The organism is Streptomyces sp. NPDC101776 (genome assembly GCF_044766845.1).
Classification (GTDB): Bacteria; Actinomycetota; Actinomycetes; order Streptomycetales; family Streptomycetaceae; genus Streptomyces.
The window spans coordinates 1-17,944 of sequence record NZ_JBIWMV010000023.1; the positions used below are offsets into that span (position 1 = coordinate 1).

Here is a 17,944-nt window from a genome sequence, read left to right on the forward strand (position 1 = left end):
GGTACGTCACCCCGCTCGAAACGAGATCCTTGCTCAGGCAGAGCTTCGTCCCGGCAGCGTAAACACCCGCTGTCCAGTTCGCGGGGGGAACTTCACCGCGCCCCTTTGGGGCGCTTACGCCAGGCCCGCTACCAGGTCGGCGATGTCCTTGCGGCGGCCCGTGTAGAAGGGGACCTCCTCGCGCACGTGCATACGGGTCTCGGAGCCGCGCAGGTGGCGCATGAGGTCGACGATGCGGTACAGCTCGTCGGCCTCGAAGGCCAGGATCCACTCGTAGTCGCCGAGGGAGAACGAGTTGACCGTGTTGGCGCGCACGTCGGGGTAGCCGCGGGCCATCTTGCCGTGCTCGGCGAGCAGGCGGCGGCGGTCCTCGTCGGGCAGCAGGTACCACTCGTAGGAGCGCACGAACGGGTAGACGCTGACGTAGTTGCGCGGGGTCTCGTCGGCCAGGAAGGCCGGGATGTGCGAGCGGTTGAACTCGGCGGGGCGGTGCAGCGCCATGTTCGACCAGACCGGCTCGAGCGCGCGGCCGAGCTTGGTACGGCGGAAGAGGTTGTACGCCTCCTGGAGCTGGTCGGCGGTCTCGGCGTGCCACCAGATCATGAGGTCGGCGTCGGCGCGCAGGCCCGACACGTCGTACGTGCCGCGGACCGTCACGTCCTTCGCGGCGAGCTGGTCGAACAGCTCCTGGACCTCGTCGGCGTATCCGGCCCGCGCAGTGTCGTCGGGGAGTACGTCCTTCAGCTTGAAGACGGACCACAGCGTGTAGCGGATGGCCTCGTTGAGGTCCTTGGCCAGCTTGCCCTTGTTCGGGATGCGGCCGGACTCGGTGGTGGGGGCGTCGTCGCTCATGGGGCTATTCTCCCGCTCCGCCGGACGCGCTCGGCACCGGGTCACCGGTCAGCCGCTCGACGGCAGCGTAGGCGCTCGCGATGGTGGCCGGGATGCCGACGCCGTCGTAGGCCGCGCCGCACACGGCGAGGCCGGGCAGCTTGCCCACGTGCTCGCGGATGCGGGTCACGCGCGCGTGGTGGCCGACCGGGTACTGGGGCAGGCCGTCGGTCCAGCGGGTGACTCGGGTGTCGAGGGGCGTCGCGTCCAGGCCTGTGGCCTCGCGCAGGTCGTGGCGCGAGACGTCGACCAGGTCGGTGTCCTCGCGCTCCAGGATCGCCGTCTCGCCGTAGCGGCCCACCGAGGTGCGCAGGACCAGCACGTCCGGGTTCTCGTCGGCGATCCAGCCCCACTTCTGGGAGGCGAAGGTGGATGCCTTGATGGTGCGGCCGTCGACCGGGGGCACCAAGAAGCCGCTGCCTTCGGGGAGTTCGACGTCCGCGCGGCGGTAGGCGAGGGTGATCAGGGCCATCGAGGCGTACTCGACGGCGGTCAACTCGGCGGCGGCGCCGGGTGCTTCGGGGCGTAGCAGCTCGGCGGCCACGGGTGCGGGTACGGCGACGATCACGCCGTCGGCGTCCAGGACGCGGTCGCCGGCGACGATCCGCCAGCCTTCCGCTCCGCTGCGGCGCAGCTCCGTCACCGGGGTGCCGGTGAGGATCTCGGCGCCCCGTGCGCGCACCGACTCCGCGACGGCGAGCGGGAGTTGGCCCACTCCGCCCTGGATGCCCATGAAGACCGGGCCGGTCTGCTGGGCGGCTGCGGCGCGCTCCTGGATGCCCCGGACGGCCTCCGTGAGGGAGTCGTGGGTCCGCGCCGCCTGGAAGAGCTGGGGGACGGCGGAGCGCATCGAGATGCGGTACGCGTCGCCCGCGTAGACCCCGCCCAGAAGGGGCTCGACGAGGCGGTCGACGACCTCGCGGCCCAGGCGTGCCGCCACATACTCCCCGACCCCGACGTCGTCGCCGACCTCCGTGCGGGGCAGGTCGGCGTCGCGCTCGATGCGGTGCAGGCCCTCGTCCGAGAGGACTCCGGTGAGGGCGGAGGCGGTGCCGGGGACGCCCATGACATGGCCCTTGGGCATGGGGCGCAGGGCACCCCTGGTCCAGATCGACGCGGTGGCGGTGGCGGGCGCCTGGAGGCGGTCGGTGAGGCCCACCTCGCGGGCCAGGGCGACGGCCTCGGGGCGGCGGGCCAGCATCGCCTCGGCGCCGAGGTCCACGCGGGCGCCGGCGATCTCGCCGGGCAGCAGCTTGCCGCCGACCCGCTCCGACGCCTCGACGACCGTCACGCGCACACCTCTGTCCAGCAGCCGGTGTGCGGCGGCCAGCCCGCCGATCCCGGCGCCGATGACGACGACATGCCCTGTGCCCGTCCGAGTCTCCACTTCGCGCATGCACCCAGCCTCTCAGACCCCACTGACAGTCCAACCCCGGCCCGGTGTTCGACGCGAGTCCCGACCGTGACCGCATCGGGACCGTCTGCGGCCAACGTCCCGGCCGGTCCGGGCGTCGAAGGAGCGTCAGTCGTCACGACGACCCTCGGGGGTAGCGACACATGCGCACACGACACTCCATACGGCCCGTCCAGGCCCTGGCCGGGCTCCTGCTGGCCTCGGCACTCGCGCTGACCGGGTGCAGCGGCAGCGGGGACAGCAGCACCGCGAGCCAGGCCGGCGCCGGCGCCGACGACAAGGCCGTCGCTCCAGAAGCCCAGCAGGAGGGCGCGGCGGGCAGCGGCAACGCCCGGAACACCAAGTCCGTGCCCAAGCTCACGGCGAGCAGCATCATCCGTACGGCCTCGCTGTCCGTGCGGGTCAAGGACGTACCTAAGGCGCTCGACGAGGCCCGCGCCTCGACCGAGAACGCGGGCGGGTTCGTCGGCAACGAGACGACCACCCGCGACGGGCAGGGCCACGAGCGGACCCGGGTCGTTCTGCGGGTGCCGACCGACAAGTACGACGAGGTCCTCGCCGACCTGGAGGGCGCGGGCAAGCTGCTGGAGCGCAGCGCGAAGGCGCAGGACGTCACCGACCAGGTCGTGGACGTGGAGAGCCGCATCACCTCGCAGCGGGCAAGCGTGGCACGCGTGCGTGAGCTGATGGACCGGGCCACCAAGCTCAGCGATGTGGTGCAGTTGGAGGGCGAGTTGAGCACCCGCGAGTCCGACCTGGAGGCGCTGCTCGCCCAACAGGCCTCCCTGAAGGACCGCACCGGCCTGGCCACCATCACGCTGTCCCTGTCGCAGAACCCGGTCGCGAAGGCCGCCCCGAAGGACGACTCCCCCGGCTTCGTGGACGCCGTGGCGGGCGGCTGGCACGTCTTCGTGACGATGCTGCGCTGGGCCGCCCTGGCGATCGGCGCGGTGCTGCCGTTCGCGGCCGTGGCGGCGCTGCTGGTCGTCGTGTGGCTGCGTCTCGTACGGCCGCGCCGGGCGGCGGCCGTCCCCGCGGCCACCCCGGTGGGCCCGCTGCCTGCGGCCCGGCCGGTGCGCGAGGAGGAGCAGGGCGGGCAGGACTGAAACCATCGGTCGCCGTAGCGTGTTCGCATGGACATGAGCCGTGCGAGGGGTACCCGGGAACGACTGGTCGTCATCGGCGGTGACGCCGCGGGCATGTCCGCGGCGTCACAGGCACGTCGCCTCAAGGGGCCGGACGAGCTGGAGATCGTGGCCTTCGAGCGGGGGCACTTCACCTCGTACTCGGCGTGCGGGATCCCCTACTGGGTGGGCGGTGACGTGTCCACTCCGGAGGAGCTGATCGCCCGTACCCCGGAGGAGCACCGGGAGCGTGACATCGACCTGCGGATGCGTACCGAGGTCGTGGAGCTGGACGTCGCGGGCGGGCGGGTACGCGCGCGTGACGTCGATTCCGGGGCCGAGTCCTGGACGTCGTACGACAAGCTCGTGATCGGGACCGGGGCTCGGCCGATTCGCCCCGAGATGCCCGGTGTCGATGCCCCCGGGGTGCACGGGGTGCAGACGCTCGACGACGGGCAGGCGTTGCTCGACTCGCTGGCACGCACGCGTGGGCGTCGTGCCGTGGTGGTCGGGGCCGGGTACATCGGGGTGGAGATGGCGGAGGCGTTCGTCAACCGCGGGTATGACGTCACCGTCGTCAACCGGGGCAAGGAGCCGATGTCGACGCTCGACCCGGACATGGGGCGTCTGGTGCACAAGGCGATGGAGGGCCTGGGCATCACCATGGTCAACGACGCCCATGTCACCGAGCTGCGCACCGGGGACGACGGGCGGGTGCGGGCGGTCGTCACCGAGGACGCGGAGTACCCGGCGGACGTCGTGGTGCTGGGGATCGGAGTGCGGCCCGAGACGAGCCTCGCCGAGGCGGCCGGGCTGCCCCTGGGCCAGCACCACGGGCTGCTCACCGACATGGCGATGCGGGTGCGCGGACACGAGAACATCTGGGCCGGGGGCGACTGCGTTGAGGTGCTCGACCTGGTCTCCGGGCAGGAGCGGCACATCGCCCTGGGGACGCATGCCAACAAGCACGGGCAGGTCATCGGCACGAACGTGGGCGGGGGTTACGCGACCTTCCCGGGGGTGGTCGGTACGGCCGTGAGCAAGGTGTGCGATCTGGAGATCGCCCGTACCGGGCTGCGCGAGAAGGACGCCCGTCGCGCGGGCCTGAGGTTCGAGGCGGTCACCATCGAGTCGACCAGCCGCGCGGGCTACTACCCCGAGGCCTCCCTCATGACGGTGAAGATGCTCGCCGAACGCCGTACCGGCCGTCTCCTGGGCGTGCAGATCGTCGGCCGTGAGGGTGCCGCCAAGCGTGTCGACATCGCGGCGGTCGCCCTCACGGCCCGTATGACGGTGGAACAGATGACGGCCCTGGACCTGGGCTATGCCCCGCCGTTCTCCCCGGTGTGGGACCCGGTTCTGGTGGCGGCCCGAAAGGCGACCGCCAAGGTCCAGGCCGGTCTTCGTTGAACGATCCTGTCCGGCCCTTGGTGAACGTTCCTACGCCGTGCCGTTGATGCGGTCTATGGCCTGCCGTGCCTGCTCGGCCGGCGGCCTGGCGGGCAGCGAGGAGACCGACGCGCTGGTCGGCGGCATCATCGCGGCGGGCTGCGCCGCCGCGGGCTTCGCGTGGGCGCCCAGCGCGTTGGACCGCAGCCGGTTGCTCACCGCCTCGTCCAGGGTCACCGGCCGCTGCATCTGCGCGGCCAGGCGTCCCGCTTCCTGGCCGAGCCTGGCGACGTCCTCCCAGGGGAGGCGCACCACCAGGGAGATCTCGGCCTCGCCGTCGGGCGTGGCGGTCATCTGAGGGGAAATACGGTCGTTCATCGCCTGTTCCTCACGTCGTCCCCGCGACACGCCTTCCCCGCACCGCGAGCGGTTGAGGAGTCATACGCACAGGCGGACGGCGGTGTTCACCGGTTCGCCGCGCGGATCGGGGGCACTAATCCCTTGTGGTCATCCCCGTCCATGACGTGAACCCGGTGCGCCGCACCCCTTGGGTGACGTATGCGCTCATCGCCGCGAACGTGCTCGTCTTCCTGTTCACACCCGGAATGGCGGGTTCCGTGGCGGGCGGCAGCGACCTCTCGCAGCTGTGCCATCTACAGGCGTTCCTGGACCACTACGCGGCGGTACCAAGGGAGTTGATCCACCATCAGATGCCGCAGCTCGTCCCGACCGGCGCGGTACAGGCAGGCCCCGGCGGCGCGAGCTGCGCGGCCGGCCCGCCGGGCTACGACAAGTCGGCGCCGCTGAGCGTCTTCACCGCGATGTTCCTGCACGGCAGTTGGATCCATCTGCTGGGCAACATGCTGTTCCTGATGATCTTCGGCAACAACGTCGAGGACCGCATGGGCCACATCCGCTACACGCTCTTCTACGTAGCGTGCGGTTACGCGGCGGGCTACGGCTTCGCGCTGCTCAACGCGGACTCGGCCGACCCGCTGATCGGCGCCTCCGGGGCGATCGCCGGTGTCCTGGGCGCGTATCTGGTGCTGTACGCGAAGGCCAGAGTGTGGGTCCTGGTGCCGTTCCTGTTCTTCCTGCCGCTGCGCCTGCCGGCCTGGCTGGTGCTGGGCTTCTGGTTCGTGCTCCAGGCGTTCTACTCGGCCGGCGAGGGCGTCTCCGGCGCCGGCACCGTGGCGTACGCGGCGCATGTCGTCGGCTTCCTGGCGGGCATGCTGCTGGCCTGGCCGCTCAAGGCGGGCACGCCCCCGCCGCCGGAACCGCGCGGCCTGCTGTTCGGCAGACGGGCCCGGCCCCGGCACACGTGGTGAACGCCTTCTAGACGGCCGTCTCGGTGTGGACGTACTCCACGAGCCGGGTCAGCGCGTCCGGGTCGGTGGACGGCATGACGCCGTGGCCGAGGTTGAAGATGTGCCCCTCCAGGCCCTTCGCCGCGTCGAGGACCTCGCGGGTCTTCGCCTCGACGGCCTCCGTGGGGGCGAACAGGACGGTCGGGTCGAGGTTGCCCTGGAGCGCCTTGCCGGGGCCGACACGGCGGGCGGCCTCGTCGAGCGGGACCCGCCAGTCGACGCCCACGACGTCCGCGCCGGCCTCGCCCATCAGGCCGAGCAGCTCGCCGGTGCCGACGCCGAAGTGGATGCGCGGGACGCCGTAGCCCTCGACGGCCTTGAAGACCTTGGCGGAGGCGGGGAGCGCCGAGCGGCGGTAGTCGGCCGGGGCGAGAGCGCCGGCCCAGGAGTCGAAGACCTGGACGGCGCTGGCGCCCGCCTCGATCTGGACCTTGAGGAAGGCGGCCGTGATGTCGGCGAGGCGGTCCAGGAGGTCGAACCAGAGCTCGGGGTCGCCGTACATGATCGCCTTGGCGTTCTCGTACGTGCGGGACGGGCCGCCCTCGACGAGGTAGCTCGCGAGGGTGAACGGGGCGCCGGCGAAGCCGATGAGGGGGGTGGAGCCGAGCTCGGCGGTCAGCAGGCCGATGGCCTCCGTGACGTAGGAGACGTCCTCGGGGGTGAGGTCGCGGAGCTGGGCGAGGTCGGCGCGGGTGCGGATCGGGTTCTCGACGACCGGGCCGACGCCGGGCTTGATGTCGAGGTCGACGCCGATGGCCTTGAGCGGGACGACGATGTCGCTGAAGTAGACGGCCGCGTCCACCTTGTGCCTGCGCACCGGCTGGAGGGTGATCTCGGCGACCAGCTCGGGCCGCGTGCAGGAGTCGAGCATCGCGATGCCCTCGCGCGCCTTGTGGTACTCCGGCAGCGAGCGCCCGGCCTGCCGCATGAACCACACGGGTGTGTGCGGCACGGGCTCACGCCTGGCCGCCTTCATGAAGGCGGAGTCGTAAGTGGCGGACGGCTGCTGGCCCGTAGGGCTCTGGTTGGCACTCACGGGGCAAGTCTCGCACGGCGCCAGAAGGCGATTACACGGTGTGCTGAGCGGAAGAGCGGGTGTCTAGTCCCGCACGATGCCTCCGTTCCCCTTAATCTTCCCGCATGGCTGCGGCTCAGGGACGATTGTCGGACGGCACTGACGGAATGGACGACTCGAAGGAGGGGGATGGGGGCGGTGCGGCGCCGCCGGCTTTCCAGGCCGCGGTCCAGGCGCTGAAGAGCAGTCGGCTGCGGCCGCAGATCGAGATCGATCCGACGCCGGCGCCTCAGCGGCTCGCCCCCTACGCGTACGCGCTGGAGGCCGCGGTCGTCGACGGCGACCAGGACCTGGCCGACGGCCGGCTGGTGCTGCTGCACGACCCGGCCGGGCACGACGCCTGGCACGGCACGTTCCGGCTGGTGACGCTGGTGCGCGCGGAGCTGGAGCCGGAGATGGCGGCGGATCCGCTGCTGCCCGACGTCTGCTGGTCGTGGCTGACCGGTGCGCTCCAGGCGCGCGGGCTGACGTACGGCGAGCCGAGCGGCACCGTCACGCGGGCCAGCTCGCACTACTTCGGCGGGCTGTCCGAGCGCCCGTCCGCCTCCCAGATCGAGATCCGCGCCTCGTGGACACCGCGCGAGGGGCTCGGCGGTATCCCGGACACGGCGGCGCATCTGGCCTCCTGGTGCGATCTGCTGGCCCAGGTCGCGGGCCTGCCGCCGGCGGGTCCGGGCGACGCGTCCATCGTCACGCTGCCGCAGCGCCGGGGTCCGCAGTCACGCTGAGCCTTACCCGAGGCACACCGAGGTCTTACCCGTCGCTTGCGGTGTCTTTGTCGATACGGCCACTTTCCATCACAACCAGGCCCTCGAACGAGCCGTTTCGTTCACCGAACGATCGACAGCGTGTCCGAATTGAACTGATTGATACTCACTAAATCGTGATCTTTCTCTAAAGGACCGCGGGTTTGCTGCCGAAGACGACTGTGACCTTGAAAGTCGTCCCACACCCCAGGAGGCCTGGTGTCCGTTCTCCTCGAGCAGCCCGCAAGCCTGGTCGCCTACCGCCCGAACAAGCCGACCGCCATGGTGGTCGTGGCCGACCCGCGCGTCCGCTCCACCGTCACCCGCCATCTGTGGGCGCTCGGTGTGCGCGACGTCATCGAGGCCTCGTCCGTCGCGGAGGCTCGTCCCCGCATCGGCAACCCCCGCGACATCTGTGTGGCAGACGTCCACCTTCCCGACGGTTCCGGTCTCACCCTGCTCTCCGAGACCCGAGCCGCAGGCTGGCCCAACGGCCTGGCCCTGTCCGCCGCCGACGACATCGGTGCCGTGCGCAACGCCCTCGCGGGCGGCGTCAAGGGCTACGTCGTCACCGGCACCCGCACCAATGTCGGGCTCCCCACCCGACCCGGCGCCGCCCCCATCGGCTCCGCCGCCGCCCGTATGCACCGCCGCCCCCCGGGCTCCCCGAGCCACCCGGGTGGCTACCGCGAACTGTCCGGCCGTGAGGTCGAGGTCCTGCGTCTGGTCGCGGAGGGCCAGTCGAACAAGGCGATCGGCGTCTCCATGGGCCTGTCCGCACTGACCGTCAAGAGCCACCTCGCCCGGATCGCCCGCAAGCTCGGCACGGGTGACCGCGCCGGCATGGTCGCGGTGGCACTGCGCACCGGAATCATCCACTGACCCTCTCCCGCGACCCCGTCCCCCACCCCTTCCCCTCTCCCCCGCCGAGCCGTGAACCGGATCTTTCACTTACCTGACTGGTTTACGACCCCCAGACGCCCGTCGACGGAACGTTCCGTCGGCGGGCGTTGTCCATACACGGATACCCTTGACAGGTGACCGACGCCCAAGAAACCGCAGCAGACAGCTCACTGCGAACCACCGGAGGCGCCCCTCCGGACGACGTCGAACCGGCGCCGATCCCTTTGCTTGAGCCCCGGGAGGGCATTCCGCCCGTGATCGCCGACGAGGACGCCCTCGCCGAGGTGATCGCGGCCTTCGCCGCCGGCACGGGTCCCGTGGCCGTCGATGCCGAGCGCGCGTCCGGCTACCGCTACGGACAGCGCGCCTATCTGGTGCAGCTGCGCCGTGAGGGCGCGGGCACCGCACTGATCGACCCCGTCGCCTGCCCCGACCTGTCGGGCCTCGGCGACGCCATCTCCGGCGTCGAGTGGGTGCTGCACGCCGCCACCCAGGACCTGCCCTGTCTGCGCGAGATAGGCATGGTGCCGACGCGGCTCTTCGACACCGAGCTGGCGGGTCGGCTCGCCGGATTCCCGCGGGTCGGCCTGGGCGCGATGGTCGAGGGGGTGCTCGGTTTCGTACTGGAGAAGGGGCACTCCGCCGTCGACTGGTCCACCCGCCCGCTGCCCGACCCCTGGCTGCGCTACGCGGCCCTCGACGTGGAACTCCTCGTCGATCTGCGGGACGCCCTGGAGAAGGAACTCGACCGGCAGGGCAAGCTGGACTGGGCCCGCCAGGAGTTCGACGCGATCGCGGCGGCGCCACCCGCCGAGCCCCGCAAGGACCCGTGGCGCCGTACGTCCGGGATGCACAAGGTACGGCGACGCCGGCAGCTCGGTGTCGTACGGGAGCTGTGGCAGACGCGGGACCGGATCGCGCAGCGGAGAGATGTGTCGCCGGGGAAGGTGCTGTCCGACGCGGCGATCGTGGAGGCGGCGCTCGCACTGCCGCTGGACGTGCAGGCGCTGGCGGCGTTGAACGGGTTCGGGCATCGGATGGGGCGGCGGCAGCTGGAGCAGTGGCAGGCGGCGGTCGATCGGGCGAAGGCGCTGCCGGACTCGGCGTTGCCGCAGCCGGGGCAGCCGGTTACCGGGCCGCCGCCGCCCCGCGCTTGGGCCGACAAGGATCCCGAGGCCGCGGCTCGGTTGTCCGCGGCCCGTGCTGCGGTGTCCGCGGTGGCCGAGGGGCTCAACATGCCTCAGGAGAATCTGATCACTCCGGACACGGTGCGGCGGGTTTGCTGGGAGCCGCCGAAGCATGTGGACGCGGAGTCCGTGGGGGCCGCGCTTGCCGGGTACGGGGCGCGGGCCTGGCAGGTGGAGCAGGTGGCGCCGGTTTTGGTGGAGGCGTTGACCGCGAAAGCGCCGTAGGGGTCTGTGTGGTTTTGCGGGTGCGGGTTCGCTGTGGCTGGTCGCGCAGTTCCCCGCGCCCCTTTGGGGCGCGTCACCTGATCGCCTCTCGAGTGCGTGCCGACGAAGCCCGAAAAGCGGATCCCCGGCGTCGAGATCAGGCCAAGATCCTTGGACAGCTTGTGGGGAACAGGGCGCGGTCGAAGTAGGTGGCTGCCAGACTCCGGGGGCAGCCGTCGACCGATCGCCCTGTATCTCGTGGAGCGCACCCGATGACGACAACTCGCGTCACCATCAAGGACGTTGCCGCGCGTGCCGGTGTGTCGAAGGGGGCGGTGTCGCTCGCCTTCAATCACAAGCCGGGGTTGTCGGAAGCGACCCGGGAGCGGATCTTCGAGGCCGCGCGGGCGTTGGAGTGGGCGCCGAACCTGGCCGCGCGGTCGCTGGCCGGGGCGCGGGTGGATGTCGTAGGACTCGCTCTGTGTCGGTCCGCGCGGCTGCTCGGGCTCGAATCGTTCTCCATGGAGTTCGTGTCCGGTGTGGAGAGTGTGCTGACCGAGCGGTCCTGTGGGCTTCTGTTCAGGCTCGTCGGGGATCCGGCGGAGGAGGCCGGGCTGCTGGAAGCCTGGTGGAAGGCCCGGCAGGTCGGTGGGGCGATCCTTGTCGATCTGTGGGCCGACGATCCGCGGGTCGCGGTGGTGCGGCGGCTCGGGATACCCGTGGTGGCCGTGGGGCAGCCCGCGTTGACGGGTGGGCTGACCTCCGTGTGGGTCGACGAAGCCGCTGCCGTGACCGAGGCCGTGCGGTATCTGGGGGCGCTCGGGCATCGGCGGATCGCGCGGGTCGGTGGGGCGGCGGAGCTGGGGCGGACGGCCGTGCGGAGCGCCGCCTTCGAGGCGGCGGTGCGGGCGCTGGGGGTGCCGGAGGTTCGGCAGGTGGTCACGGACCAGTCCGGGGAGGCGGGGGCGCGGGCCACTCGGTCGTTGCTGGCGGAGGCGGAGCGGCCCACGGCGATCGTGTACGACAACGACATCATGGCCGTCGCCGGGCTGGCCGTGGCCGCAGAGGCGGGGCTCGGGGTGCCGGACGATGTGTCACTGCTGGCCTGGGACGACTCCCCGTTGTGCCGGGTCACCCATCCGACGCTCTCCGCGATGGGCCATGATGTGCACGGATTCGGCGCGGACGTGGCCCGGACGCTGTTCGGGGTGATCGCCAGGCAGGGGCCCGGCTCGCATCCCGCGCCCGCTCCGGTGCTGACCCCGCGGGGGTCGACGGCTCCGCCCGGGGGATGATCGGCCGGCGCTCCGGGTGTGACGTTCGCCGCTCCCGCCCCCGGGACTGGGCAGCTTGGTTACCCACAAGTAGCATGGTTCCTGAGCGCGCGCTCAGCGCATCGCAGCAGTGCCGATCCCGCACCCTGGAGGAGAGCCAATCGTGCCTCGTACCGTCAGGGATGTCGTCTTCGTCGACGGCGTCCGCACCCCGTTCGGCAAGGCGGGCCCGAAGGGCATCTACCACGAGACCCGGGCCGACGACCTCGTCGTGAAGGCGATCCGGGAGCTGCTGCGCCGCAACCCCGGACTCGACCCCGCGAAGATCGACGAGGTCGCGATCGCCGCGACCACCCAGATCGGCGACCAGGGGCTGACCCTGGGGCGGACCGCGGGCATTCTCGCCGGGCTGCCGCAGTCGGTCCCCGGTTACTCGATCGACCGTATGTGCGCGGGTGCGCTGACCGCCGTCACGACCACCGCGGGCTCCATCGCCTTCGGTGCGTACGACGCCGTCATCGCCGGTGGTGTCGAGCACATGGGCCGCCACCCCATGGGCGAGGGCGTGGACCCGAACCCGCGCTTCGTGAGCGAGAAGCTGGTCGACGACTCCGCCCTGTTCATGGGCATGACGGCGGAGAACCTGCACGACCGCTACCCGCACATCACCAAGCAGCGCGCCGACGAGTACGCGGTGCGTTCGCAGGAGAAGGCCGCCAAGGCGTACGCCAACGGCAAGATCCAGCAGGACCTGGTGCCGATCTCGGTGCGCAACACCAACGAGCAGGTGGGCGAGACCGGTTGGGGTCTGGTCACCGCCGACGAGCCGATGCGTCCGGGGACGACCCTGGAGAACCTGGCCGGGCTGAAGACCCCGTTCCGGGTGCATGGGCGGGTCACCGCGGGCAACGCGGCCGGTCTCAACGACGGTGCCACCGCGTCGATCATCGCGAGCGAGGACTTCGCCCGCGAGCACAACCTGCCGGTCAAGATGCGGCTCGTCTCGTACGCCTTCGCGGGCGTCGAGCCGGAGGTCATGGGCTACGGTCCGATCCCCGCGACCGAGAAGGCGCTCGCCAAGGCGGGTCTGTCCATCGAGGACATCAACCTCTTCGAGGTCAACGAGGCTTTCGCCGTACAGGTGTTGGCCTTCCTCGACCACTACGGCATCGCGGACGACGACGAGCGCGTCAACCAGTACGGCGGCGCGATCGCCTTCGGTCACCCGCTGGCCTCGTCGGGCGTCCGCCTGATGACGCAGCTGGCCCGTCAGTTCGAGGAGCAGCGACACGTCCGCTACGGCCTGACGACGATGTGCGTCGGCTTCGGCATGGGCGCCACGGTCATCTGGGAGAACCCGCACTTCGAGGGGGACAAGTGAGCACCACCACCGAGCTTCTGAAGGGTGCGGCCGAGCTGTTCCCGGACGAGGTCGTGACGTCCGCACACGTCCGGCACCTCGAACTTCCGTACAGCGCCGGGCGGTTCGCGCTCATCACGCTGGACAACGGCTTCGACCACACCAAGCCGACCACCTTCGGTCCGGCCTCGCTGGCGAATCTGAACACCGCCATCGACCAGGTCGAGAAGGAGGCGGCGGCCGGCGAGATCGTCGGTGTCGGCATCACCGGCAAGCCGTTCGTCTTCGCCGTCGGCGCGGACCTCAAGGGCGTCGAGCTCCTCAAGAACCACGACGACGCGCTCGCCATCGGCAAGGGCGGCCACGAGGTCTTCAAGCGCCTCGCGGACATCGCGGTACCGACCTTCACGTACTACAACGGCGCGGCCATGGGCGGCGGCGTCGAGGTCGGTCTGCACTGCGAGTACCGCACGGTGTCGAAGCACATCGCGGCCTTCTCCCTTCCCGAGGTCTTCCTCGGCCTCGTCCCCGGCTGGGGCGGCTGCGCGCTGCTGCCGAACCTGATCGGCGCCGAGAAGGCCGTCTCGGTGATCATCGAGAACAGCCTCAACCAGAACAAGCAGCTCAAGGGCCAGCAGGTCTTCGACCTCGGGATCGCGGACGCGCTCTTCGAGGGCGCCGACTTCCTGGAGCAGTCGCTGATCTGGACGGCGAACGTCCTCAAGGGCGAGATCAAGGTCGAGCGTCCGGCGATCGACCGCGGCGAGGCCTGGGACCAGGCCGTCGCCAAGGGCCGGCTCGTCGCGGACTCCAAGGTGCACGGGGCTGCCCCGGCCGCCTACCGCGCCCTCGACATCATCGAGGCCGCCAAGAACGGCGACCTCCAGCAGGGCTACGACGCCGAGGACCTCGCGCTCGCCGACCTGATCATGGGTGGCGAACTCCGCGCCGGTATCTACGCGTTCAACCTCGTGCAGAAGCGCGGCAAGCGCCCGGCGGGTGCGCCCGACAAGTCCCTGGCGCGTCCGGTCACCAAGGTGGGTGTGGTCGGCGCGGGCCTGATGGCCTCGCAGCTCGCCCTGCTCTTCCTGCGCCGCCTCGAAGTACCGGTCGTCCTCACGGACATCGACCAGGAGCGCGTCGACAAGGGTGTGGGCTACGTCCACGCCGAGATCGAGAAGCTGCTCGGCAAGGGCCGTATCAACCAGGACAAGGCCAACCGCCTCACGGCCCTGGTCACCGGTGTGCTGGACAAGGCCGAGGGCTTCTCCGACGCAGACTTCATCATCGAGGCCGTCTTCGAGGAGATCGGCGTCAAGCAGCAGGTGTTCGCGGAGGTCGAGGCGGTCGCCCCGGCGCACGCGATCCTCGCCACCAACACCTCGTCGCTGTCCGTCTCCGAGATGGCGTCGAAGCTGAAGAACCCCGAGCGGGTCGTCGGCTTCCACTTCTTCAACCCGGTGGCGATTCTGCCCCTGTTGGAGATCGTGCGCGGCGAGCAGACGGACGACGCCTCGCTCGCGACCGCGTTCGCGGTGGCCAAGAAGCTGAAGAAGACTGCCGTGTTGGTGAAGGACGCCCCGGCGTTCGTCGTCAACCGCATCCTCACCCGCTTCATGGGCGAGATCCAGAACGTCATCGACGAGGGCACCCCGGTCGCGGTCGCGGAGAAGGCGGTCGAGCCGCTCGGTCTGCCCATGTCCCCGCTGGTGCTGCTCGAGTTGGTCGGTCCGGCCATCGGGCTGCATGTCTCGGAGACCCTCAACCGGGCGTTCCCGGACCGCTTCACGGTCTCCCCGAACCTCGCGGCCGTCGTCAAGGCGGGCAAGCGCGGCTTCTACGTCTACTCCGCCGAGAACGGCTTCAAGCCCGAACTCGACCCCGAGGTCGCGGCGTTGCTCCAGCAGGGCGACTCCGTCCTGACCGAGGAGCAGGTGCGTGCGCGGGTCCTGGACGCGGTGGCGCAGGAGATCGGGCTCATGCTCGACGAGGGTGTCGTCGCCGAGGCGCAGGACATCGACCTGTGCCTCATCACGGGCGCCGGCTGGCCCTTCCACCTGGGCGGCATCACGCCGTACCTGGACCGCGAGGGTGTCTCGGAGCGGGTGAACGGCAAGCCGTTCCTGGCGCCGGGCGTGGCGAGCGTTCCGGCGTAACCGCCGTCGTAGGGAAGTGACTTGGGGAGGGCCTCCGCTTTCGGGCGGAGGCCCTCTTCTCATGCCTCGGCCGCCGCGCGCCGTGCCGTGCCGTGCCGTGCCGTGCCGTCAACTCGACGTTCTCCGCCTCCAGATGGGCGATGCGCTTGCGGGCGAAGTAGAGCTCCATGACGCCGTCGTGGAACTCGGAGATGAGTTCGTCGGGGTGAGTTGCATGCCGAATTCCCTTTACACGGGGGCGAGTTGGGTCACCGTACCGGCGGAGCCCTTCCAGAACAGCCTGCCTTCCCGGGCGTAGAGGGAGCCGCCGCCGGCCGCGGCGGGCGCGTCGGTGGGTTCCGTCGTGACGTTCGCGAGGCGTACGGCGCCCTCGGCGAGGACGGCCGACGCGGCTCCGCCGCGCTGGACCACGTGGAGCTGGGTCTGGGGCCTGGCGCCGCGGTCGATGCCGACGCCGATCCGGCCGGTGCCCTTGACCACGAGGTAGTCGAGGCCGTCGTTGTTGCGCAGGACGAGCAGGGCGCCCTTGGTCGCGCCGTTGGTGGCGGTCGGACAGATGCCCTGGGAGGCCGTGCCCGCCGTCTGGAGGTCGATGGACAGGGCGGAGGCGTTCGCGTCCGAGCCGTCGGCGTACCCCACGTGGGCGATCTTCAGCGTGCCGCGGCCGGTCTCCACGCCGGTCGGATACATCGCCGAGGTCTCGGGGTTGTCCGAGGTCACGTTGAGCGCCACCGCCGACCCGGAGGTGGCCTTGTGGTTGATCGTCACCGTGTGGGCGGTCGTGGAGGTGCCGTAGAACCGGGCGGGCGCGGTGTATTCCGTGTACTCGCCGGCGGGTTGGTTGCCCGCGGTTCCTCAGTAGGTTCCGCCGTAGTAGGACGCGGGTGCCGCTCCGGCCGGGGCGGCCATGACCGTGAAGGGGACCCTGGTCACCGGGGACTCCGTACCGGAGGCGTCGACGGCGAAGACGTCGACGACATGCGCGCCCGGGCCCCACTCCCAGCCCGCTTCCCACGACCAGCCGCCGTTCGGGGCCACGGGGGTGCCGCCCAGCAGCACTCCGTTCTCCCGGAAACCCACCTGGGCGAAGGCGGCGGCCGAGCCGGTGAAGACCACACGGGCGGACGGCACCTGCTCGTGGGCCACGGGTTCCAGCACCACCGGCGCGGTGCTGCTCGGACCGACCGTGGAGATCATCGCGGCCCGGTCCATGGGCGGGGCGGCGACCGTCCCGCCCGGGTCGACCGCCGTGAAGCGGATCTCGGTGCGCCGGGACTGGAAGCCCGCCGCGTCCACGCCGTAGACCTTCACGGGGTGTTCGCCCTTGCTCCAGGATCTGCCGAGTTCCCAGGACCAGGTGCCGTGGGGGTCGATGTCGGTCTGTCCGAGGTACTTGCCGTGCTCCCAGACGATCACCTTGACCGCCCCCGGGGCGTGGCCCGCGAGGTGTACGGCGTCCCTGCGGATCTCCGTGCCCGGTGCGGGTGTCGTCACGGTCGGGGGCAGGAACTCCTCGCCCCGGACCATGGTCGTGGCGGCGAGGTAGGAGTCGATGGCGGACCTGTCGCGGTCCGGCTCCTCGAATCCGTTGCTCACGTAGCCGAGCCGCGGGGCGATGCCGTCGATCAGGAGGTTGACGATGCCCATCAGCATCGGGACGTTGCGTCCGGCGATCTGGGTGTGGTCCGCGATGTGCGGGGAGTCGCTGAAGACGAAGTTGAAGTTCTCGTAGTGCTGGAAGAGCCCGAGGAACGGCTCGATCTGGGTCGGGTACTGGTCGTCCTGGGGCGAGGAGACCTGGTACACGTTGCCGCGCGGTTGGCGCCGGAGCGGACCAGGTTGGGAACGAGGGAGTCGACGATCCGCACGTTCTCCTCCGGCACGCTCTCGCCGAGCATGAAGCGGGCGGTGCCGGGGTGCACGTTCTTCACGTACGTGCCGATCGAGAACTGGGGCGCGATGGCGACGATGTTCTTGAAGCCGTACTTCAGGCCGAAGTAGAGGGCCGCGCTGCCGCCCTTGGAAACGCCCCACAGTGTGACCGACTCCGTGGTGAGGTCGCCAGCCGCCGGCCCGCCACGACATCGCGGCGCCGCTGTCGGCGTCGGTCCAGAAGAAGGTGGCCTGCTCCGGGCCGGTCTCCACCCCGGCGACCGTGCCGGGCGAGGTGCGCAGCGCGAAGCCGCGCGGACCCGTGAAGTCACCGCCTGCTTCGAGCTGCCGCCAGACGAACACACCGGTCTCGGCGTCGACGCACACCTCGATCCGGCCGCCGGACAGGGTCACCGGCGCGGGCCACGGGCCGATACCGGAGCCGTGCAGTTCCTCCCAGGCCCGCCACTTGCCGTTCGCCGACTCGCGGCGCAGTACCAGTCCGCCGTGCGCACCCCGGGCGAAGACGTGCACACCGCCGTCCGCCGCGACCGCGCCCACCGGCGGGCCCAGCAACAGCCCCTGCTCCCGGTCCTTGTGCGGGTTGCCCAGCGAACGCCAGTCGGTGAAGGCGAGCCCCGTCTGGTACTGGATCGCGTGCACGACGTCCATCGTGCGTACCCCGTCGGCGCCGGTGCGCTCCCGGCGGCCGAGGAAGTGGACGTAGGAGTCGGCGCCCTGGACCACGGTCAGATGGGTCAGACCGGCGACGGGCACGACGTGGGGTCCGCTCCAGCCGGTTCCGGCCACGGTGTTCTCGGTCCAGCGCAGCAGCCCGCCCTCGGTCGGCGCGTAGAGGCTGAGCCGGCCGTCCCGGCCGAGGGTCAGCCAGTCGCCATGGGCCGCACCGGACGCGGCCGGTCTCGGGGCCCGGGCGTCCGCCCCGGCCGACTCCGACGACTTCTTCCGCATAGCGTGCCGC

At 70.9% G+C, this 17,944-nt stretch carries 14 protein-coding genes and 1 pseudogene; 9 read left to right on the forward strand and 6 right to left on the reverse strand.

Annotated features, from left to right (window positions below; translation table 11 throughout):
- Window positions 1-114 precede the first annotated feature (114 nt).
- Both hemQ and hemG read right to left on the reverse strand, forming a co-directional pair.
- Window positions 115-852 carry a hydrogen peroxide-dependent heme synthase gene (gene hemQ / locus ACIRRY_RS43255; RefSeq protein ID WP_403984348.1) on the reverse strand — a complete coding sequence of 246 codons (738 nt, stop codon included), beginning with the start codon at window positions 850-852 and terminating at the stop codon, window positions 115-117.
- A gap of 4 nt (window positions 853-856) precedes the next feature.
- Complete coding sequence (hemG, locus tag ACIRRY_RS43260; RefSeq protein ID WP_403984350.1) at window positions 857-2,287, reverse strand: protoporphyrinogen oxidase; 1,431 nt, start codon at window positions 2,285-2,287, stop codon at window positions 857-859.
- A gap of 161 nt (window positions 2,288-2,448) precedes the next feature.
- Between hemG and ACIRRY_RS43265 the strand changes: the two genes are divergently transcribed.
- The gene (locus ACIRRY_RS43265; RefSeq protein ID WP_403984352.1) at window positions 2,449-3,411 is read left to right on the forward strand and encodes a DUF4349 domain-containing protein; all 963 of its coding nucleotides are present in this window, start codon (window positions 2,449-2,451) and stop codon (window positions 3,409-3,411) included.
- A gap of 27 nt (window positions 3,412-3,438) precedes the next feature.
- Complete coding sequence (locus tag ACIRRY_RS43270; RefSeq protein WP_403984354.1) at window positions 3,439-4,839, forward strand: FAD-dependent oxidoreductase; 1,401 nt, start codon at window positions 3,439-3,441, stop codon at window positions 4,837-4,839.
- Between the two features lie 30 nt (window positions 4,840-4,869).
- On the opposite strand, the gene ACIRRY_RS43275 is transcribed toward ACIRRY_RS43270, so the two are convergent.
- Window positions 4,870-5,196 carry a hypothetical protein gene (locus ACIRRY_RS43275; protein WP_200689883.1) on the reverse strand — a complete coding sequence of 109 codons (327 nt, stop codon included), beginning with the start codon at window positions 5,194-5,196 and terminating at the stop codon, window positions 4,870-4,872.
- A 125-nt stretch (window positions 5,197-5,321) separates the two neighbouring features.
- Here ACIRRY_RS43275 and ACIRRY_RS43280 point away from each other — a divergent pair, with 125 nt between their 5' ends.
- Window positions 5,322-6,146 (forward strand): rhomboid family intramembrane serine protease, encoded by an 825-nt coding sequence (locus ACIRRY_RS43280; RefSeq protein WP_403984357.1) that lies wholly within the window; start codon window positions 5,322-5,324, stop codon window positions 6,144-6,146.
- Between the two features lie 7 nt (window positions 6,147-6,153).
- On the opposite strand, the gene hemE is transcribed toward ACIRRY_RS43280, so the two are convergent.
- On the reverse strand, window positions 6,154-7,221 hold the full coding sequence (gene hemE / locus ACIRRY_RS43285) for a uroporphyrinogen decarboxylase (protein ID WP_403984359.1): 1,068 nt from the start codon (window positions 7,219-7,221) through the stop codon (window positions 6,154-6,156).
- 104 nt (window positions 7,222-7,325) lie between these two features.
- Here hemE and ACIRRY_RS43290 point away from each other — a divergent pair, with 104 nt between their 5' ends.
- The 6 genes from ACIRRY_RS43290 to ACIRRY_RS43315 all read left to right on the forward strand — a co-directional run bounded on the left by ACIRRY_RS43290 (window position 7,326) and on the right by ACIRRY_RS43315 (window position 15,090).
- Window positions 7,326-7,988, forward strand: coding sequence for a DUF3000 domain-containing protein (locus tag ACIRRY_RS43290; protein ID WP_403984361.1), 663 nt, complete (start codon window positions 7,326-7,328; stop codon window positions 7,986-7,988).
- A gap of 237 nt (window positions 7,989-8,225) precedes the next feature.
- On the forward strand, window positions 8,226-8,888 hold the full coding sequence (locus ACIRRY_RS43295; protein WP_030605794.1) for a response regulator transcription factor: 663 nt from the start codon (window positions 8,226-8,228) through the stop codon (window positions 8,886-8,888).
- A gap of 155 nt (window positions 8,889-9,043) precedes the next feature.
- Window positions 9,044-10,321: an HRDC domain-containing protein gene (locus ACIRRY_RS43300; protein WP_403984363.1), complete on the forward strand. Its 1,278-nt coding sequence runs from the start codon at window positions 9,044-9,046 to the stop codon at window positions 10,319-10,321.
- A gap of 251 nt (window positions 10,322-10,572) precedes the next feature.
- Window positions 10,573-11,595, forward strand: coding sequence for a LacI family DNA-binding transcriptional regulator (locus tag ACIRRY_RS43305; protein WP_403984365.1), 1,023 nt, complete (start codon window positions 10,573-10,575; stop codon window positions 11,593-11,595).
- A gap of 142 nt (window positions 11,596-11,737) precedes the next feature.
- On the forward strand, window positions 11,738-12,955 hold the full coding sequence (locus ACIRRY_RS43310) for a thiolase family protein (protein WP_403984367.1): 1,218 nt from the start codon (window positions 11,738-11,740) through the stop codon (window positions 12,953-12,955).
- Window positions 12,952-15,090, forward strand: coding sequence for a 3-hydroxyacyl-CoA dehydrogenase NAD-binding domain-containing protein (locus tag ACIRRY_RS43315; RefSeq protein WP_403984369.1), 2,139 nt, complete (start codon window positions 12,952-12,954; stop codon window positions 15,088-15,090). Before ACIRRY_RS43310 ends, ACIRRY_RS43315 begins: the two co-directional genes overlap by 4 nt.
- Window positions 15,091-15,318: 228 nt before the next feature.
- On the opposite strand, the pseudogene ACIRRY_RS43320 reads toward ACIRRY_RS43315, so the two are convergent.
- Window positions 15,319-15,873, reverse strand: a pseudogene (locus tag ACIRRY_RS43320) (hyaluronoglucosaminidase); the annotation flags it as partial.
- Between the two features lie 72 nt (window positions 15,874-15,945).
- Window positions 15,946-17,934, reverse strand: coding sequence for a hypothetical protein (locus ACIRRY_RS43325; protein ID WP_403984371.1), 1,989 nt, complete (start codon window positions 17,932-17,934; stop codon window positions 15,946-15,948).
- Window positions 17,935-17,944: the final 10 nt, after the last annotated feature.